Annotated in this window: 14 protein-coding genes; 4 read left to right on the top strand and 10 right to left on the bottom strand. The window is 34.4% G+C overall.

The features are described from left to right. Positions 1-19: 19 nt before the first annotated feature. On the bottom strand, positions 20-1,513 hold the full coding sequence (gene betB, locus M4L39_RS10320) for a betaine-aldehyde dehydrogenase (protein ID WP_277581948.1): 1,494 nt from the start codon (positions 1,511-1,513) through the stop codon (positions 20-22). Between the two features lie 202 nt (positions 1,514-1,715). Here betB and cudC point away from each other — a divergent pair, with 202 nt between their 5' ends. Further along, a complete protein-coding gene (gene cudC / locus M4L39_RS10315; RefSeq protein WP_277581947.1) occupies positions 1,716-2,267 on the top strand; it encodes a choline uptake/conversion transcriptional regulator CudC in 552 nt (183 codons plus the stop codon). Positions 2,268-2,524: 257 nt separating this feature from the next. Here cudC and M4L39_RS10310 read toward each other — a convergent pair whose 3' ends face one another. Continuing rightward, positions 2,525-4,147 (bottom strand): BCCT family transporter, encoded by a 1,623-nt coding sequence (locus tag M4L39_RS10310; RefSeq protein ID WP_277581946.1) that lies wholly within the window; start codon positions 4,145-4,147, stop codon positions 2,525-2,527. 763 nt (positions 4,148-4,910) lie between these two features. Then, on the bottom strand, positions 4,911-6,044 hold the full coding sequence (locus tag M4L39_RS10305; protein ID WP_277581945.1) for an ABC transporter substrate-binding protein: 1,134 nt from the start codon (positions 6,042-6,044) through the stop codon (positions 4,911-4,913). A gap of 272 nt (positions 6,045-6,316) precedes the next feature. Between M4L39_RS10305 and M4L39_RS10300 the strand changes: the two genes are divergently transcribed. Both M4L39_RS10300 and M4L39_RS10295 read left to right on the top strand, forming a co-directional pair. Next, the gene (locus M4L39_RS10300) at positions 6,317-7,042 is read left to right on the top strand and encodes a class I SAM-dependent methyltransferase (protein WP_277581944.1); all 726 of its coding nucleotides are present in this window, start codon (positions 6,317-6,319) and stop codon (positions 7,040-7,042) included. Positions 7,043-7,168: 126 nt separating this feature from the next. Continuing rightward, entirely contained in the window at positions 7,169-8,059 is an 891-nt protein-coding gene (locus M4L39_RS10295) for a fructose bisphosphate aldolase (protein ID WP_277581943.1), read from the top strand. Between the two features lie 269 nt (positions 8,060-8,328). Here M4L39_RS10295 and M4L39_RS10290 read toward each other — a convergent pair whose 3' ends face one another. Continuing rightward, positions 8,329-8,892 carry a DUF488 family protein gene (locus M4L39_RS10290; RefSeq protein WP_277581942.1) on the bottom strand — a complete coding sequence of 188 codons (564 nt, stop codon included), beginning with the start codon at positions 8,890-8,892 and terminating at the stop codon, positions 8,329-8,331. A gap of 196 nt (positions 8,893-9,088) precedes the next feature. Here M4L39_RS10290 and M4L39_RS10285 point away from each other — a divergent pair, with 196 nt between their 5' ends. Further along, entirely contained in the window at positions 9,089-10,096 is a 1,008-nt protein-coding gene (locus tag M4L39_RS10285; RefSeq protein WP_277581941.1) for a PTS transporter subunit IIC, read from the top strand. 245 nt (positions 10,097-10,341) lie between these two features. Here M4L39_RS10285 and M4L39_RS10280 read toward each other — a convergent pair whose 3' ends face one another. The 6 genes from M4L39_RS10280 to M4L39_RS10255 all read right to left on the bottom strand — a co-directional run bounded on the left by M4L39_RS10280 (position 10,342) and on the right by M4L39_RS10255 (position 19,214). Further along, complete coding sequence (locus M4L39_RS10280) at positions 10,342-11,724, bottom strand: APC family permease (RefSeq protein ID WP_277581940.1); 1,383 nt, start codon at positions 11,722-11,724, stop codon at positions 10,342-10,344. A 164-nt stretch (positions 11,725-11,888) separates the two neighbouring features. After that, positions 11,889-13,268: an NAD-dependent succinate-semialdehyde dehydrogenase gene (locus M4L39_RS10275; RefSeq protein WP_277581939.1), complete on the bottom strand. Its 1,380-nt coding sequence runs from the start codon at positions 13,266-13,268 to the stop codon at positions 11,889-11,891. A gap of 88 nt (positions 13,269-13,356) precedes the next feature. Continuing rightward, positions 13,357-14,673, bottom strand: coding sequence for a 4-aminobutyrate--2-oxoglutarate transaminase (gene gabT, locus M4L39_RS10270; RefSeq protein ID WP_277581938.1), 1,317 nt, complete (start codon positions 14,671-14,673; stop codon positions 13,357-13,359). 107 nt (positions 14,674-14,780) lie between these two features. Beyond that, positions 14,781-16,166, bottom strand: coding sequence for a PLP-dependent aminotransferase family protein (locus M4L39_RS10265; RefSeq protein WP_277581937.1), 1,386 nt, complete (start codon positions 16,164-16,166; stop codon positions 14,781-14,783). Positions 16,167-16,341: 175 nt separating this feature from the next. After that, entirely contained in the window at positions 16,342-17,826 is a 1,485-nt protein-coding gene (gene cls, locus M4L39_RS10260; protein WP_277581936.1) for a cardiolipin synthase, read from the bottom strand. Positions 17,827-18,026: 200 nt separating this feature from the next. Next, complete coding sequence (locus M4L39_RS10255; RefSeq protein ID WP_277581935.1) at positions 18,027-19,214, bottom strand: CynX/NimT family MFS transporter; 1,188 nt, start codon at positions 19,212-19,214, stop codon at positions 18,027-18,029. Between the last annotated feature and the right edge of the window lie 10 nt (positions 19,215-19,224).

Raw genomic sequence — 19,224 nt, 5'->3', positions numbered from 1 at the left:
ATATTTGTGTGTAAATTAACTATTGTTTACCAAACCAATTTACTGGCTCTGGATTCGTATTACGTAGAATATGTTTCTCAACTTGATATTCTGTTAAGCCTTCTTTACCAAGTTCTCTACCAATACCTGATTGTTTGTAACCACCCCATGGTGCTTGTGCAAAGTATGGGTGGAAGTCATTAATCCAAACTGTACCCATCTTCAATTTATTAACAACACGTTCAGCTTTACCGATATCTGAAGTGAATACGCCACCTGCTAAACCATAAATCGAATCATTTGCTAGCTCGATTGCTTCTGCTTCTGTTGAAAAGCCTTCAATTGTTACAACTGGACCAAACACTTCTTCTTGTACAATACGCATTGAAGTATCACAATCTGTAATTACAGTTGGTTCAAAGAAGAAACCATCTTGTAAGTCTTCACGTTCTGGTCTTTTACCGCCAATCGCAATCGTTGCGTTTTCTGATTTTGCAACTTCCATATATTTTTCGATTTTTTCTCTGTGCTCAGCTGAAATAACTGGTCCCATTTCGGTTTCTGGATTAAATCCATCACCTAATTTAATATTTTTAATTCTTTCAACTAAAGTTGCTTCGAATTTATCTTTGATATCGTTGTGTACTAAGATTCTTGCACCTGCAGAACATACTTGACCTGCGTGGAAAAACCCACCATTCAAAGCTTGATCGACTGCAAGTTCAAAATCAGCGTCATCAAAAATAATATTAGGATTTTTACCACCAAGCTCTAATGCAACATTCGTTACGTGATTCGCAGCTTGTTTCATAATATGTTTTCCTGTTTGAATACCACCTGTAAAAGATACTAAGTCTACTTCTTTATGAGATGATAACGGCTCTCCTACTTCAGAACCTTTACCTAAGACTAAGTTAATTACGCCTTTAGGGAATCCAACTTCCTCCATCAATTCAAATACACGAATTGTTGTTAGTGGTGTGATTTCACTTGGCTTCATAACAAGCGTACAGCCTGTAACTAATGCTGGTGCAATCTTCCATGAAGCTTGTAGTAAAGGATAGTTCCATGGTGTGATTTGAGTGACAACACCTACTGGTTCTTTTATTACTTTACTGTCAGTATTAGGAATTGGTGAATCTATAATTTCGCCACCATCTTTATCTGCTAAACCAGCAAAATAATGAAATACATTCGCAATGTCGTCCATGTCTGCATAAGACTCTTCTAACGTTTTGCCTGTATCTAGTGTTTCAAGTCGCGCTAATTCTTCACGGTGTTCTACGATTAAATCAGCAATTGCCCCTACTTTTTCACCTCTAGAGTCACTCGTTTCTTGAGACCATTCACTGCCTTCAAATGCACTTCTTGCTGCTAAAATGGCACGTTCACTATCTTCTGAAGTACCTTCTGCGACTTCAAAAATAACTTCTTGGTTATATGGATTAATAATTTTTCTTGTTTCTTCGTTCGAGCTATTTACCCACTCACCATCAATATATTGACGACGAGATAATTGATTTAAAAGTTCCATGAAAATTACCTCCGTTAAGTTTGTTAAATTTTTATTTAACGAATTTTACAAGATTTATGTTAGCATAGTAATCGAAAGGGTGTCAAACGAGTTTAGTTATAAGCTGATTATGGATTTGTATAATTATAAAAATATAATTATTTTGAATTACTTAATCATCAATATCTTAAATTTGTATAAAAATTTATCGGAGGTGTACATCGTGGTACATTCAAACAACCCTGATAAGCAATTGGATGAAGCTAAAGACATCGTCATCAATGCAATTGGTGAAACGATGGACCTATACGGGATTAACAGAAGTGTAGGTAATTTATTTGGTACTATGCTCTTTGAAGACAGCATGACTTTAGATGAAATGCGTGAACAACTACAAATGAGCAAACCTAGTATGAGTGCTGGAGTAAAAAGGCTCCAAGAATTCGATCTTGTCAAACAACAGTTTACACGGGGCAGTAGAAAACAACATTTCGTTGCTGAAAAAGACTTCTTCAATTTCTTCAGTAATTTCTTTACCCGCAAATGGAAAAGAGAAATTGTAATTAACTCTGAGGCTGTTCATGATTCAGTAGCTATACTTGATAAGGTCATCAACGACAAAAATGCTGATGCAGCTACTAAGACAGAAGCGAGCGAAGTCAAAGCACAATTAATCGATACCTTGCCATACTATGATTGGTTAGATAATTTGGGCGAAGCAATCGAAAGTGGCGAAATATTTAAATACTTCCCTATTCCAGAAAATAAGAAGTAACACTTATTTCAATGTTTTAGGAGAAATTGTACAATCAAAAAATGGCAGTTAGATTCTTCTTTAGAAATCTAGCTGTCATTTTTTGTCATTTCCAGATACATCTTCATTACAATGTTAAATATATTTGGTGAAAATGGAGAGGGAATATGAATTTGAAATCCAGTATACTTCACGTTTTACTTCTATCTATCAGTATAAAAAAAGCAGTGGAGCAATCTATCGTCATAGTTGCTCCACTGCTTTTTATATGTTTTTATCTATAAGTTGTCGTCATTTTTCTTTTCTCTCACCTGTGTAATTCTCAGTGAGCGTCGTTCTACTTCTTTATATTTATCCGCACGGCGCTCAAGTTTGAGTCGATCCTCATTTAATGTCCGTAAGAATGAAATCATCATCATGACGAAGACAACGAGTACTGGCACACTAGCAAGTAAAGAAGCTGTTTTTAATACTTCCAATGATCTCTCACCACCAACAAGCATTAATGCAAATGGTAATAGACATAAAGCGAATGCCCAATATAAACGGTTTGCTTTTAAAGGTTCTCCAACTACTTTTTTCTGTGATGCTGCTGCTAAAATATAAGAACCAGAATCAAAAGTCGTTGCTAAGAACAGTACCGCAGAAAGTAAGAATAAAACAATAACTAAGTTAGGGAATGGTAATTGATGCAAAACTTCAATTATAGTTGCTTCTGTACCATGCGTGTTTAAATTCTGAACAACATTAAACTCTCCAGTTAATTGTAAATAAACTGCATAGTTACCGAAAATACCAAAGAATAACATACAGCCTAAAGTACCGTATATTATCGTACCTAGAACGACTTCTTTCATAGTTCGTCCCTTAGAAATTCGTGCAATAAACAATCCAATAAACGGCGCATATACAATCCACCATGACCAATAGAATATTGTCCAATCTTGTGGGAAGTTCGTTTCCTTACGTCCACCGATACCTCCGAACGGTTCTATCCATGTCGCCATTTGGAAGAAGTTTTTCACCATATTACCCATACCTGTTATGGTCGTTTCCATAATAAACACAGTTGGGCCAACAATCAGCACAAAACCAAGTAAAACAAATGACAGAATAACGTTCCAATCACTTAACACTTTTATACCTTTTTTCAATCCAGAATAAGAACTGTATGCAAAAAGTGCAGTTATGATAAATAGAATTGCACCACGCATGACCATACTATCTCCGTCTAAACCGGTCAATCTTTCTATACCTGCTGTAATCATCGGTACACCAAGTGCGAGTGATGTTGCAGCGCCTCCAAGTAAACCGAAGATAAATATAATATCCGTTACTTGTCCAATAAAGCCATCTGTCTGGCTTTTTAAAATAGGTCTCAACGTTTGGCTGATTTTAAACACTGGTTTTTTCTTCACGAATATAAGATAACCAATACATAGTGCTGGCAATACAAATGTTGCCCATGCGATAGGACCCCAATGGAACATGCCGTACATTGTAGCATAGTTTAAAGCACTATCTGTCATCCCTTTACCACCGTGTGGCGGGTCTTGATAATAAAAGGCCCATTCAATAACGCCCCAGTATAAAATATCTGAAGCAATACCAGCACAGAACAACATTGCTGCCCAACTAAAATTATTGAATTCAGGTTTATCTGTAGATTTACCTAATGTCACATTTCCATATTTTCCAAATGCAATGTACAAAACAAATATTAAAATTGCTAAGCCAATAAATAAGTATACTGAACCGATTGTACTTACAACAGCTTCATTCATTTTCGTAATAATATCTTGACTGGCTTTTGGAAAAACCATCATAGGAATTACTGCAATTAATAAAATTACGGAAGACCCTATAAAGGTCGTCCAATCCATTACTTTAGTCTTTCTCAATTGTTGAACACCCCTCATAGTAGATTTGTATGTAAAATTACCGCTAATAAATTTAATGAATTAGCAAGAACTATTTAATTATTCACAAACATGAGCCTAACGAATTTTAAATAATAATGCAAATTGCATTCAAATGAGTTATTTGTAAAAGATGAATAATTATATAAAAATACCAATTAATTTGAATACGAAAATCGCTACAATCATAGTGTTAAGTTTAAACTTAACGAAATTAATGAATCTTACAAACTTAACTAAGTGTATTTTTATGCATTAAATATGAATATATATTCTATTATATTTTTTTATTTTCTTTATGTATTTGGTGGTTTTTATTTAAAAAATCGTTTAATTTTTACATTGCTTGTTTTTATTAATATTACTAAAAAATATAAAATAATTATAAATATAAATGCCTTAAAATTACTTCAGATCAAAATTATCTCGAGTTTAAATTAATAGCGTTCAAAACTAAAAAACTCAGTATAAATATTTTATAAAGAGATTATAGAACATAGACGAGCCAAATACTTTAAAAGCGCTTGTTTATTTTTTTATAAATATATCTTAGTTTTTAAAAATGGCAGTGTTTTGGGCCGACTCCTGCGATAAAATCACTAGCCGAAGACTACAGGCTGAGGCTGTGCCCGCGGAAAGCGTGCACAAAAAAATGCCAACAAAGCCAGAGACTTTGTCGACACTCATAATCTATTTTTATAATTTTAATTTCATCTTCTTATATAGCAATTATTGCTATCGAATATTAATATTTTGCAGCATCAGATGATGGATGTAAAATTGACTCTACATCTTTGTCCGATAAGTCGTAATCGTAAAATTTTTGATAATATGACTTACTTTCCTCTTTCATATTATATTTAAATTTATCTGGATGGTTATGTTGTGCCATCCATTTCAACATTAATGGTGCATCGCCATTTGGTGGGAACCAACGATAGATACCTAAAGGTACCTTGTAGACCTCTTTATCTTTCACTGCCTTCACTTGGCTCCAATCTTGACCATCCGTTTTATTTTCAATTAAATCTTCTGGTTGTGTTTCAGTGAAATTAGTAATATAGATTTTATCCGGATTCCATTTATAAATTTGTTCCATATTAACTTCTTTTTGTCCTTCTACGCCATCTTCTCCAACTATATCAACGCCGCCAGTTGCTTTTATCCATTTTTCACTATGGAAGTTTGACCCAGCTACAACGATAGAATTATCTGTGTGCTGATGTAGAAATAAAACTTTGGGTTTCTCTGATTTTTTTGTGTCTTTTAGGCTTTTATCAATCATTTTTTGAGATTTTTCGCCCTCTTGCATAAACTTATCAGTTCTCTCGCTTGTTTTACCACCTTTGATTTCTGAAGTTATTTCTAACCAGCTATTAAATGTTGTCAATGGATCATCATCTTCATCATTTACAGTTTCAAGACCAATTGTAGGTACACCACTTTCCGCAACTTTATCTAAAGTTTTCTTTTCTGATGCAAGTTCAAAGTAGACATCTGGATTAATTTTAGATAATTCTTCTATATTGATATCACCATTTTTCACAAATTCAGTAGATGCTTTTTTAATATCAGGAGATATTTTAGCTAGCATTGAATTTTCTGCAGCATTGTAGGCATTAGGATGCAACCCTTTAATTTCTTTAGTAGAATTTGTCCCTACAAACCAAGCAGAAAAATAAGGCAGTATACCTCCTACTACAATACTATCTGGATCTTTTTTAATCTTTACTTCACGATTCGTTTGATCCGTAACTAATTTTTCCTCTTTCGTTAATTCTTTATCTTCTGAATTACTAGCTGTACTGTTTGAGCTACATGCAGTAAGTAATGTAGCTGATAATACAATCCCAGCTAGGACACTGTATTTTCTATTCATTGCTTATCTCCTGTTCTTATCCATTTTCCTAAACTACGTCAGAATAACTTAGTTTACTTTGTAAAACTTAGTCCTATATGCACTCTCAAAACTGAATTAGTCCCCTCCAATACCACTCGAAGTTTATATTTATACATATTTTTCTATATATAAGTCATTCTAATGATAATGATAATCAATTTCAATTTATTTTTTAATTATCTTTCTTTTAGTCAAAAGTATTCTATAATAATAGAAGGAATAATAAAGTATTGGATAAAGAGGTTTTGAAAATGGATAAAACACAGATTGTAAATTATTGGGCTAAACGTGCCGAGTCATTTAGTAAAAATAAACAGGCTGAATTAGAAAGTAAACACGCACAAGCTTGGGTGGAAGAAATAGAGGCAATTATTCCATTAAGAGATGGTTTAAAAGTCTTAGACATAGGTACAGGAGCTGGTTTTCTAGCAATCCTATGTGCGCAACAAGGTGCTGAAGTATCAGGTATTGATCTTGCACCTGAAATGGTTCAATCTGCAAAACAAAATGCACAACAATTAAATCAAAACATACATTTTAATGTCATGGATGCAGAACACCTAAATTATGAAGATGAAACTTTTGATGTCGTTATCGCTCGCAATGTGACATGGTTGCTACCTAACACACAAGCTGCCTATAAAGAATGGTTACGGGTGTTAAAACCAAACGGTTATCTTATTAATATTGATGGAGACTATGGCAAAGATTCCTTTACTAATTACGGAGATATCCCAACGGATCACGCACATAACACACTGGGAGATGATATGTTGAAAGAAAGTGAAGACATCAAGCAAAGCATACCTATTAATCACCACTCAAGACCACAATATGACTTGAATATCTTAAAACAATTAGGATTTGAAAGTATTCTTCTTGATACTGACGTATATAATCGAGTATATAAAGAACAAGATGCTTTTTATAATCCAACACCTATATTTTTAATATCAGTCACTAAACCTATGACCTAGTTTAATGTACATTTTTTATATTAGATAGATCATTTATTATATTTTAATATCTTAGATGCCTTGAACTTGCGTTATGCTTTAATTTTTATCATACTAAAAGAGAATACAGTAAAAGGAGTGGTAAGAATGAATAAAGAACAATTTGATAAAGTGAAAAATGGTAAAGGTTTCATTGCTGCATTAGATCAAAGTGGTGGTAGTACACCAAAAGCGCTTAAAGATTACGGCGTTACTGAAGATCAATACGATAGCGAAGATGAAATGTTCAAACTCGTTCATGACATGCGTACACGTATTGTATCATCACCTTCATTCAGCGCTGATAAAATTATTGGTGCAATTCTTTTTGAACAAACGATGGATCGCGAAGTAGACGGTAAGCATACTGGAGATTACTTAGCAGATAAAGGCGTAGTTCCCTTCTTAAAAGTTGATAAAGGCTTAGACGAACAAAAAGATGGCGTTCAATTAATGAAACCTATGCCAGACTTAGATGCTTTATTAAGTCGTGCCAACGAACACAAAATTTTCGGCACAAAAATGCGTTCTAATATTTTAGAACTAAACAAAGATGGTATTGATTTAGTTGTAAAACAACAATTTGACGTTGCTAAACAAATTATAGCAGCTGGATTAGTTCCAATCATTGAGCCAGAAGTTAATATTAATGCTGAAAACAAAGCAGAAATTGAAGCATATTTAGCTGACTCAATCTTAGAAGAACTAAACAAATTAAACGACGATCAACTTGTAATGTTAAAATTATCTATCCCTACAAAAGCTAACCAATACCAAACACTTATTGACCATGCTAATGTTGTGCGTGTTGTTGCACTATCAGGCGGTTACAGTAGAGAACATGCTAACGAAGTCCTTAAACAAAACAAAGATTTAATTGCTAGCTTCTCTCGTGCACTTATTAATGATTTAAATGTAAATCAATCAGATGAAGAATTTGATAAAATCTTAGGTGACACAATCGAATCTATTTATGACGCTTCAGTCAATAAAGCCTAAATAAATAATTTCTACGCATTACTTATTTCCCAGGAAAAGCAATTCACTTGAGAATTGAACACCTCAATTAACTAATAAAGCAGTTTTCTACTAAAAACGTAGAGAACTGCTTTTTTCATGTCAGATTTTTACTAATAGCACATAGAGATACTTTTCCATAAAAAACAACCACATACAACGCATATTATTTGCGAGACTCCTATGGAATGGGAAGTGACTTGAGACTATGAGTTCCAGTCGTACCTATGAAAGTGATAAATAATAGCATCCTATTTATCTTTATCAATTTCAGGATATACGATGTATCCATCATCTTCTATAATAGGCAAAGCCCCCCATTGTCCTAATTTATGTTTTTGCTGAATAATTTGTTGTTGGTTATCAAGCATAATATGATGCACAGACCATTCGTGAGCGGCTAGCCAGTTGCTAACAATTAATCGATGGCAGCGTGCTGGATGTGGTTCAGAACACATGTACGCCACACGTTTTGAATGTCCTAATACTTCTAGTGTTTTGATTCCTTCTTGAAAATCCGCTGTTAATGTATAATCAGCATAATTATGGAAAGACTCATTATTCCAAGCTTCATTAATTGTTCTACCAACGCTTTCAGATGATTTTCTTCTACCACCTAACAGTGTATTATATTGATATTCAATATTTGCTTCATTGAGCCATTGTTTTATATTGTCTTCATTAAATTGAGGATTGCGTTTACTCCCTCTAAAGGCACGTACATCTACAATTATCTCAATATTAAATTGTTGTAGCATTTCTATAAATTGTTGTTCTGAATGATTCGCGTGTCCTATCGTATATATTTCCGGCATTATAATCCCCCTAACCGTTGATACATCCTGTATTTATACTATATAACCTAATTGAGTTTTTATAATCTCATTTATTTATTTTTTGAATATATTGATTATAAGCTATTTCTTAAAATACACTAGCCATCATTGAAAAATATCTATATACTAAATTTAATTTATAAAATAACTTTGTTTAAAGATTAAGGGGACTAAAATGAAGAATTATTTACATAGGTGGGTCATTGAAGCACTCAGTTTTATGGCTTTAGGGTTATTTGGATCATTAATCATTGGATTAATATTAGATACCATAGGCAACCAGACATTACTACCTCAATTAAATCTAACATTTTTAACTGAAATTGGTAAGGTTGCCATGTCTGTGACAGGTGCAGCGATAGGTGTTGCAATTGCATACGGGTTAGGTGCAAAGCCGCTCGTTATTTTTTCTTGTGTCATTGTAGGAACATTGGGTTATACCACTTTTGAAGGTGGTCCTGTTGGGGCATATATTGCTACTTTAATCGTAGTTGAATTGAGTAGATTATATGCAGGAAAAACAAAAATCGATATTATTGTAACACCCTTACTAACAATTATCATTGGTGGCTTCATTTCGAAAAGTTTTGGTCCGGCATTAAATCAGTTTATGACTGGCCTAGGCACAATCATCAATGCTGCTACTGATCAACAACCATTCATTATGGGCATTCTCGTAGCCGTCATCTTTGGTTTAGCTTTAACAGCACCTATTTCTAGTGCTGCGCTTGCGCTTATGCTTGATTTAAGTGGTTTAGCTGCTGGCGCGGCGACTATTGGTTGCGCAGCCCAAATGGTTGGATTCGCAGTCAATGGCTTTAAAGATAATGGCTGGGGCGGTATATTATCCGTAGGAATTGGTACAAGTATGCTACAAGTTCCAAATATCATTAAGCATCCCATGATACTCTTACCGCCAACACTGGCAAGTGCAATTGTTGCACCTATCATGACAACATTGTTTCCAATGACAAATAATGCTGCTGGTGCAGGTATGGGAACAAGTGGCTTCATCGGCCAAATTATGACAATTAATACGATGGGTGGTTCTATACACACTTGGGTATTAATCATTGTATTCCACATCATCTTACCTGCAGCAATCAGTTTTTCACTATATAAATTATGTTTAAATAAGCAATGGATTAAACCTGGCGATCAACTTATCCATATCGCTAGTTAATTTTTAAATAGCAGTGGTTTTGTCCAAATCTTACGGGAAAAGCGTGCACAAATAAGAGGCTGGGACATATCACATGTCTCAGCCTCAATTTTTATATTGGCAGTGGCTGACTGAATTGAAAATGCGCTTATATCAAGCTTTTTCAGTTCTAGTCAGCTGTGCCGGGGTGGGACGACGAAATTTTATTGAAAAAATTAGATTTCTGTCCCACTCCCTTTTTGTATTTATCCTATATTAAAATAGTATTACCTATCTTCTTGTACTGGAACTTGCTCACCACTCACAACATTTCTCTTTTGCGTAAAATAAAGAACAAATGCAATGAAATACCAGACCAAGACAATTAACCATTCTGATGGCCAAGCCAATGATGATGGCATGCCAGGCAAGTATATGATTAAGAATAAAACACTTAGTACAATTGCGATTATACCGACTGCTTTACCATTTTTAATGCGATAAGGACGCTCTAACTCTGGCTGTGTTTTTCGTAATTTAAGGAAAGAAATAGCCACAAGTAAATAACCTAATACAACTCCGACGCCACCAGCATTAACTATCCACTGAAGTGCAGGTCTACCTAATAATGGTGCAATAAATGCAAGTACACCTAAGAATAAAATACCGTGAGTAGGTGTTTTAAATTTTGGATGTATATAAGCAAACCATTGAGGAATCATCTTATTTTTTGCCATAGCATATAAGATTCTACTACCACCAATAATGAAAGCATTCCAACTCGTAATAATACCGGCAACACCACCAAGTACAAGTAAGATACCGAAACCACTATGGCCGAATAAATTAACCATCGCATCAGCTGTTGCTAAGCTACTTGTCGTCAATGCTTGTGGAGTTAATCCTGTTGCCACTCCAAAAACAATTAATAAATAAAATATAACTGACGCAACAATAGAAAAAATTAAAATGCCACCGATTTTTTTAGCTGGCGCTTTTACTTCTTCAGCTATTTGCGGTATAACGTCAAATCCTACAAATAAGAAAGGAATCATCATCAAGACAGACATTGTACCACCAACACCATTTTCAAATGGCTGTAAATTATTAAAGTTACCATTAAAACCTGCCCCAAACACAAGTAACAATCCAACTCCGACGATAAATATTGTAAATACCGTTTGCATAATCGCTGCTGGTTTAACACCAAAGTAATTAAGTGAAGTTAAGACGATACTCCCTACAGAACCGATGAGTACCCAAGTTAGATAAACATCCCAGCCTGCGATATTCCACAATAATCCTTGATGCTGAAACGGAATCACATAATCTATCACAGTTGGTAAGGCCACCGCTTCGAAGGTTATTACAGAAACATAGCCAAAAAGTACCGACCAGCCAGATATAAAAGCAATTCCAGGAGAAAATGCTTTTTTCACAAAAACAAATCCCCCCCCTGTTTCAGGAATAGCTGCTGCTAATTCTGCATATGTAAGTCCTATTACAATAACTAAAAGTCCACCTATTAAAAATGCAATAATACTTCCTACAAAACCTGCTGTTGAAACCCACTCCCCTGACAATACGACCCATCCCCATCCAAGCATGGCGCCGATAGCAAGAAATAAGACGTCAACAATATTCATTGATTTATTAAATTCTGATTTCATCGAACATACCCCATATCATTCATCAAATTTAAAAAGTGAAGTACCAAGGTTGAAATGACACTTTATTAAATATGATGCTTCCAACCTTGCACTCACTTGATTTTCACACTTTGTTTACGTTTAAATTAGTTTATATTGTAATTGTTGAAAATTTAACTTATTTGTTAAATTTCTATTGAAAGATATTTTGTTTCTAAATATGGTTCTATTCCTTCTGTACCACCTTCTCGACCATAGCCACTTTCTTTCAAACCACCAAAAGGAGCATGTGCTGCAGAAGGTCCGCCGTCATTCCATCCTATGACGCCATATTCTAATTCATTAAATAATTTCAATCCAGTACGATAATTATTCGTGAAGAAATATGAAGCTAATCCAAATTCAGTATCATTTGCAATGCTTATCACTTCATCTAAATCTTCATAGGTCATGACTGGCGCCACAGGTCCAAACGTTTCTTCATGCATTACTTTCATGTCCAAATCTACATTAGAAATTACTACTGGTTTTAAGAAATTATCACCTAATGCTTGAATCTCTTCTAAGCTACGAGATAACTTGCCACCTTTGTCTTGTGCATCCGTAATATGTGTTAATACTTTCTCGACAGCCTTGTAATCTATAAGCGGCCCTATTTTCACTTTCTCCTCTAAACCATCACCCACTGTAAGTGCATGTACTTTTTCAGTTAGTCTTGCTGTATATTGTTCCGCTATATCTTTATGTACAAATATTCGGTTTGCACATATGCATGTTTGTCCAGCATTTCTGAATTTAGAAGCAATCGTCCCATCAACGGCTGCTTCAATATCTGCGTCATTATGCACAATAAATGGTGCAAGTCCTCCAAGTTCCATCGTTACATTTTTAACTGTCTGTGCTGATTGTTCAATTAATGTTTTACCAACAGCTGTCGATCCAGTAAACGTTATTTTATTGATTTGGTCATGTCCAGTAAATATATCACCAGCATCTTTGCCTGATGCAATAATATAAGATATTGCATCTTTCGGAATACCCGCTTCATGTGCAAGTTCTACTAATTTTATTGTAGTTAAAGGCGTTTTCACTGCCGGTTTACAAATGATTGTACAACCTGCTGCTAAAGCTGGTGCCATTTTACGCGTAATCATTGCTGCCGGAAAATTCCATGGTGTAATTGCTCCAACCACACCAACTGGAAATTTATCTATAACTATTTTCTTAGAAGGTGTATTTGCTGGAATTGTACGCCCGTAGACACGTTTCGCTTCTTCTGCATACCATTTCACATAAGAATTCGCATAAACTACTTCTCCTTGAGCTTCAGCCAATGGTTTACCACCCTCAAGCGTAATCAGGCGTGCAAGTTCATCTTGATGTTCATCTATAAGTGCAGCCCACTGATTTAATTTGGCAGCACGTTCATGTGCGTCTACAATTTTCCAATCTTGAAAAGCTTGATAAGCACGACCTATCTGCGCATCGATTTCCTCATGCGTCGTGTAATATAAACGTTTAATTAATTGATTCGTTGCCGGATTAAATACTTCTAACTGTTCCATAAAATTCACTCCTTTTTAAAAAACGTATTATGCTATATATCTATCATTAACTTATACCCTTTATTTTTTTGAAAATAAACTTTACTCATTAAGAGACACTATAACTTGAAGTAACTTCATCAAATACATTCGCTAAAATGGTTAATCCTTGGTTAAGTTCTGCGTCAGATATGACTAACGGAGGTAAAAAACGAATAACGTTCCCTTTAATTCCTGCAGATAATAACAATAATCCTTTGTCATTTGCCACTTTTGTTATTTTACCTGTCAGTGCTTTATCGGGTAAGCCTGTTTCTACGTCTACAACTTCAAAAGCGACCATAGCACCTAGTCGGCGAATCTGTGCGATATGCTTGTGTGAGTGACTTAGTTTTTGCAAATATACTTCAATGTCATGTCCAAGCTGTTCTGCTTTATCATTTAATTGCTCTTCTTCTATAATATCGATTACTTTCAACGCAGCTTCACAAGCTAATGGATTACCTGCATAAGTACCCCCTAATTCTCCTGGTGCTGCACTGTCGACGATTTCTGCTTTACCAACTACACCACTTAAAGGGAATCCAGCAGCAAGTGATTTAGAAACTGTTATTAAATCTGGTTCAATACCAAAATGTTCAATTGCAAAGGTTTTCCCTGTTCTTGCAAAGCCAGTTTGTATTTCATCTACAACAAAAACGATATCATTGTCTTCACAGATTTGTTTTACTGTATCAACAAACTTTTGATCAGGAATAATAAATCCACCTTCACCTTGTACGGGTTCCATGACAATACATGCAACATCACTTGGATCTACAGTTTCAATGAAGAAGTCATGTAACTTATGAATCACTTGATCTACATACGCAGCTTCCGTTAAATCTTCAGATTTTTCAGAAATATTAGGATAAGGTGCTTGATAAACTTCAGGGGCAAATGGTCCGAATCCATATTTATATGGCTTCACTTTACTTGTCATAGACATCGTTAAATTTGTACGACCATGAAAGCCGCGTACAAATGATACAACCGCTTGTCTCCCTGTATATTTCCGAGCAATTTTCACTGCATTCTCTACTGCTTCAGCGCCAGAGTTTAGCAAAATAGCTTTTTTATCAAATTCACCTGGCGTAATCTCCGTTAATTTCTGTGCTAAGTTAAGATAACTTTCATACATAATGACGTTAAAACCAGGATGAATGAATTTATCTAGCTTTTCTTTTAAATGTTTGGTTATTTCTGGGTGCGTATGACCGACGTTTAGCGTGCCAATAGCACCAGCAAAATCAATAAATGTATGACCATCTACGTCAGTAATTGTTGCTCCTTGCGCTTTATCTGCAACATGTAAATTTCCACTACCAACACCACGTGCTACATACTTTTCTCTTTTTTCTTTAAAATGCTCAAATTGACCTGACATTAAAAAACCTCCTCATGCTTATTAAAAAAGATTTATTGTTGTCTAAAAATTTAAGTCATTATTGGTATTATGTAAAGACCCAGTTCAAGCAAATTAATGGTACCAGTTTATTCGGAAAGGACTTGTTTCAAACGATTTACAGCTTCAGGTATCTGTGATTGTTCAATTTTTGAGAAGCCAATAATTAAAATTTTAACCTTCTCATTCTTTTGAAATGTTTTTACAGAAAAGCGTTTAATAGTATAAAGTTCTAATTTTTGTGCTTTTGCACGTGTTTCAATTTCTGTATATGTATAAGGAGAAGCTACTTCTATTATAAAGTGTAAACCTGCACGTGTATCTTTTATTTTAATGTCACCTTTAAAAACATTTTCTAAATGTTCGATTAATAGAGATCTTCTTTTTCCGTACAGTTGATGCATTTTTTTAATATATTTTTCGTAATGCCCTTCTTTAATCATTAAATTGAGTGTTAATGCATTCAACATGGAAAAATCTGGTATCATATTGTTATTTTGTAATTCGAACTGCTTAATCAATTTTGATGGTAAAATCATATAACTCATACGCAAACCTGGCATTAATGTTTTTGAAAAAGTGCCCAAGTATATCACGCTGTCATTTTTATCAAAACTAAACAATGACGGTATATTGTCTGTTTCATACTTAAACTCACTATCGTAGTCATCTTCTATAACATAACTATGTGTTTGGCTTGCCCAGTTTAATAAATCGATTCGCCTCGAGACAGGCATAATGGTGCCCATAGGAAACTGATGTGAGGGTGTTACGATAACAGCATTAGGTTGTACTTGTTTTAGCTGATCTATAGATATACCTTTATGATCTAATTCTATTGCTGTTGTTGGTGTGCTTGTTTGATTTAGTAATGTTCTAAAACGAGAATAGCCAGGATTTTCTACAGCAATCGTTACGTTTTTTTCCAATAATTGAATTAACTGCATCAATAAAGTATTGGTCCCTGATCCAATAACAATTTGTTCAGGATGACATTGTATCCCTCTTTGATATGACACTAGCTTTGCAATAGATTGTCTAAGTTCTATTGGACCCTTAACGTGCGGAATTGTTGATAAATAATGGTCATAATCTTGGAATACACGCTTTGTTAACTTTGACCATGTATCCACTGGAAATTCTGATATATCTGTACTCATATGGGAAAAAGAGTAATCAAATGTAGTTCGATTTGTATGCTCGTGGCCATCTAATGAAATTTGCGCTTCAGGATCGATAATTAATTTATCTAACGGTTCTATAAAATAACCTTTTCGTTCCTTCGTATAAATGTACCCTTCAGCTAATAACTGTTCGTAGGCTGATTTTACGCTGTTCACACTCACATTAAGATGCTTTGCCATCTCTCTTTTTGAAGGGATTTTTTCATGACTTTCATATTTGAATGCGAGTATATCATCTTTTAAGCGATTATATAACTGTCTATAGATATATTGTTCTGTGTCCCGTTGCATAACTACACCTCTTCGCTATATTATAATTCGTTTATTATACACATGATTAAGTCTACTATGCTAATAAAATTAAATTTTCTATTTTGATTTAAAAACAACGGTAGCCACCATTAAGTTAACTACCGCTGTTTGCATTGATTTTACGTCATGAATTAGCTAACATTAAAATCAAATATTATAAAATTGGAGATGCTAATTTAGCAATAGATTGCTTAAATTTAATCCAGTATGAACGCTGTTCGTAACGTTCTTCTGTGAGTTCTTTTGAAACTTTAAGGTCTTCAAAGAATGCTGCTTTTAATTGTTCCGCAATTTGTGTGTCATACATAAAAGCATTAATTTCAAAGTTTAATTCAAAGCTACGGACATCCATATTTGCAGTGCCCACGCTTGATACTTCGTCATCAATCATAATCATTTTAGAATGGATAAACCCATTTTCATATGTGTACACTTTCACACCGTCTTTAATCAGCTGAGCCACGCTTGTAATGGTTGCCCAATATACAAATATATGATCCGGTTTACATGGAATAATCAAACGAACATCGACACCTGATTTCGCAGCAATACGTAAGGCATTAATATAACCTTTATCCGGTATAAAATAGGGACTGTGCATATAGATAGATTTTTTAGCATTCATAATCATCTTCATATACCCAAACTCAATTTGATGCCAATTATCACTCGGCGCACTGGCAGCCAGTTGCATAGACACGTTACCACCTTGATGAGCATTGTCTGGGAAATATCTTTTATTATATTCTAGCTGTTCACGTTTAGCTTGCGAGTTCCAATCATGTATGAAACTTAATTGCAGGGCATCGACGCCGTCGCCTCGCACTCTTAAGTGTGTGTCTCTCCAATAGCCAAACTTCTCATTTAAACCTAAATATTCGTCACCTATGTTAAAACCACCTACATAACCTGTCAGTCCATCAATAATTACAATTTTACGGTGATTTCGGTTATTTACTCTAAAGTTTATAAAAGGAATTTTAGATTTGAAAAATGCCTCGACTTGTCCGCCTTCTGACTGAAACTTTTTAAAATTAGAATTATGTACCGATTTAGAACCCACAGCATCATAGAGTAGTTTAACCTCTAGACCTTCTGCAGCTTTTTCTTCTAATATCTCAATAATTTCAGTACCTAAGCCGTCTAATTTTAAAACGTAATATTCCATATGAATATAGCGCTTAGCATTGCGTAAATCTTGTTTCATTTGATCATACAAATCATGGCCATCTGTGTAAATATCAATATTATTGTTATTACTTAAAAAAGATTGTTCTTTCGTTAATAACGTATTAGCAATATCAGCATGCTTTCTTACAATAGGATTTTTCGAATCACTAATTTTGTTTGTATCATCTTGAAGTTGTGACCGTAACCTTTTCAATCCATCTTCAATTTGATTATGCTCAAATCCTTTTTCACGCTTTTTTCTAACTGCACGTCCGAAAAATATATACACAATAAAGCCTAAAATCGGCATAACAAATAATAAAAACAACCATGCCCAAGTTGCGGTCGCATCTCTTCTATCTCTATCTAAAAACACAATAAGCAAAGCGAGCACGATGTTCATTAGAAAGAAGAAAGCTAACACACCTCTATATATTGGACTTATACCTGTATCAAACATCAATTGCATAAAATCACCTCACTACTTCACTTTTATAAAACTTTTCATTTTATTCTCATATAAATTGAATGTCATAAATAATAACGCTCACTAATTAATATTTCAATCGATATAATCATTTCAATTATATTCTATTATGAGTATTTTTACCATTTTAAATATATTTCATTTAATCTATAAAATGATACGTCCTCTTGTTTTCAAACTATTTATTTTTTTGTTCTTGATTGTTCTATAGTACGGTTACGTCCCGCTTGTGAACCAAATAATGTTATAACAATCGCTGTAATTAATAAAATACTTAGAGAAGCAGTCCATTCACCAGTCATATCATGTAAGATACCAAATAATAATGGACCTATTGCTGCAACAAGATAACCTACTGCTTGAGCCATCCCTGAAAGCTTTGCTGATGTTTGAATATGTTCCGTTCTTAAACTAAAGAATGTATTCACTAAGCCAAACGCAAGACCACCCGCGATGCCAATTAAAATAGTAGAAATGATCGCAAGATGCGGTATAACTAGCATAATTGTCACACCCACAATAAAACATATGCCTGTAATAAAGGTTAATAAGAACTGCGATTTCATTTTAGTCGCAAATATAGGTGTGATGAAAGTAAATGGAATAATGGCTATTTGCATTATAGATAAGTATGCGCCTGCCTCATTAATAGACATACCACTATGAGATAAATAGGCTGGCATCCAGTTAATCAATGAATAAAATATAAGTGATTGTCCTCCCATGAGTATCGTTATCTGCCATGCTAATGGCGATTTCCACACATTTACACTTTTCCGAGGTAAAGCTGTTGCAGTTTCTTGTGTTCCTTTTAATTGAAATGACCATATAATGATTGTTATAAGTGTGATAATTCCTATAACACTTATAGCGATATTATAGTTAAATGCCTTTACTAAGGGCGCTGTCCCATATGAGGATAAGCCACCAAACACATTCATCACAACGGTATAATAACCCGTCATAATGCCGATATGTAGTGGGAATTTCGCCTTAATCATTGCTGGTGCCAGTACATTACCAAACCCGATACCAATGCCAATCAGCACCGTTCCTATATATAACCATGAAATCCCCGTAACTGATCTGACGATGACACCAATAAATATTAAACATAATGCTAGAAAGATTGTTTTTTCTAATCCCATCTTATTACTTGTGCGGGCAGCAAATAATGAAATCACAGAAAATGCCAATAATGGCACAACTGTAATGACACTGACCGCACTATTAGACATTGCTAAGTCCGACTTAATGTCAGGTAGCGCAACACCAATAGATGTGATTGGTGCCCTTAAATTAGCCCCTACCAATAAGATTCCTATAAATAATAACCAATTAAATGGTTTTATTTTTCTATACTTTTCCATATTGTACCGC

Origin of the sequence: Staphylococcus equorum, from assembly GCF_029531845.1 — a bacterium.
GTDB lineage: Bacteria > Bacillota > Bacilli > Staphylococcales > Staphylococcaceae > Staphylococcus > Staphylococcus equorum_C.
Note: the sequence above shows the minus strand (reverse complement) of the source record. Positions and strands in the feature narration are given on the sequence as shown.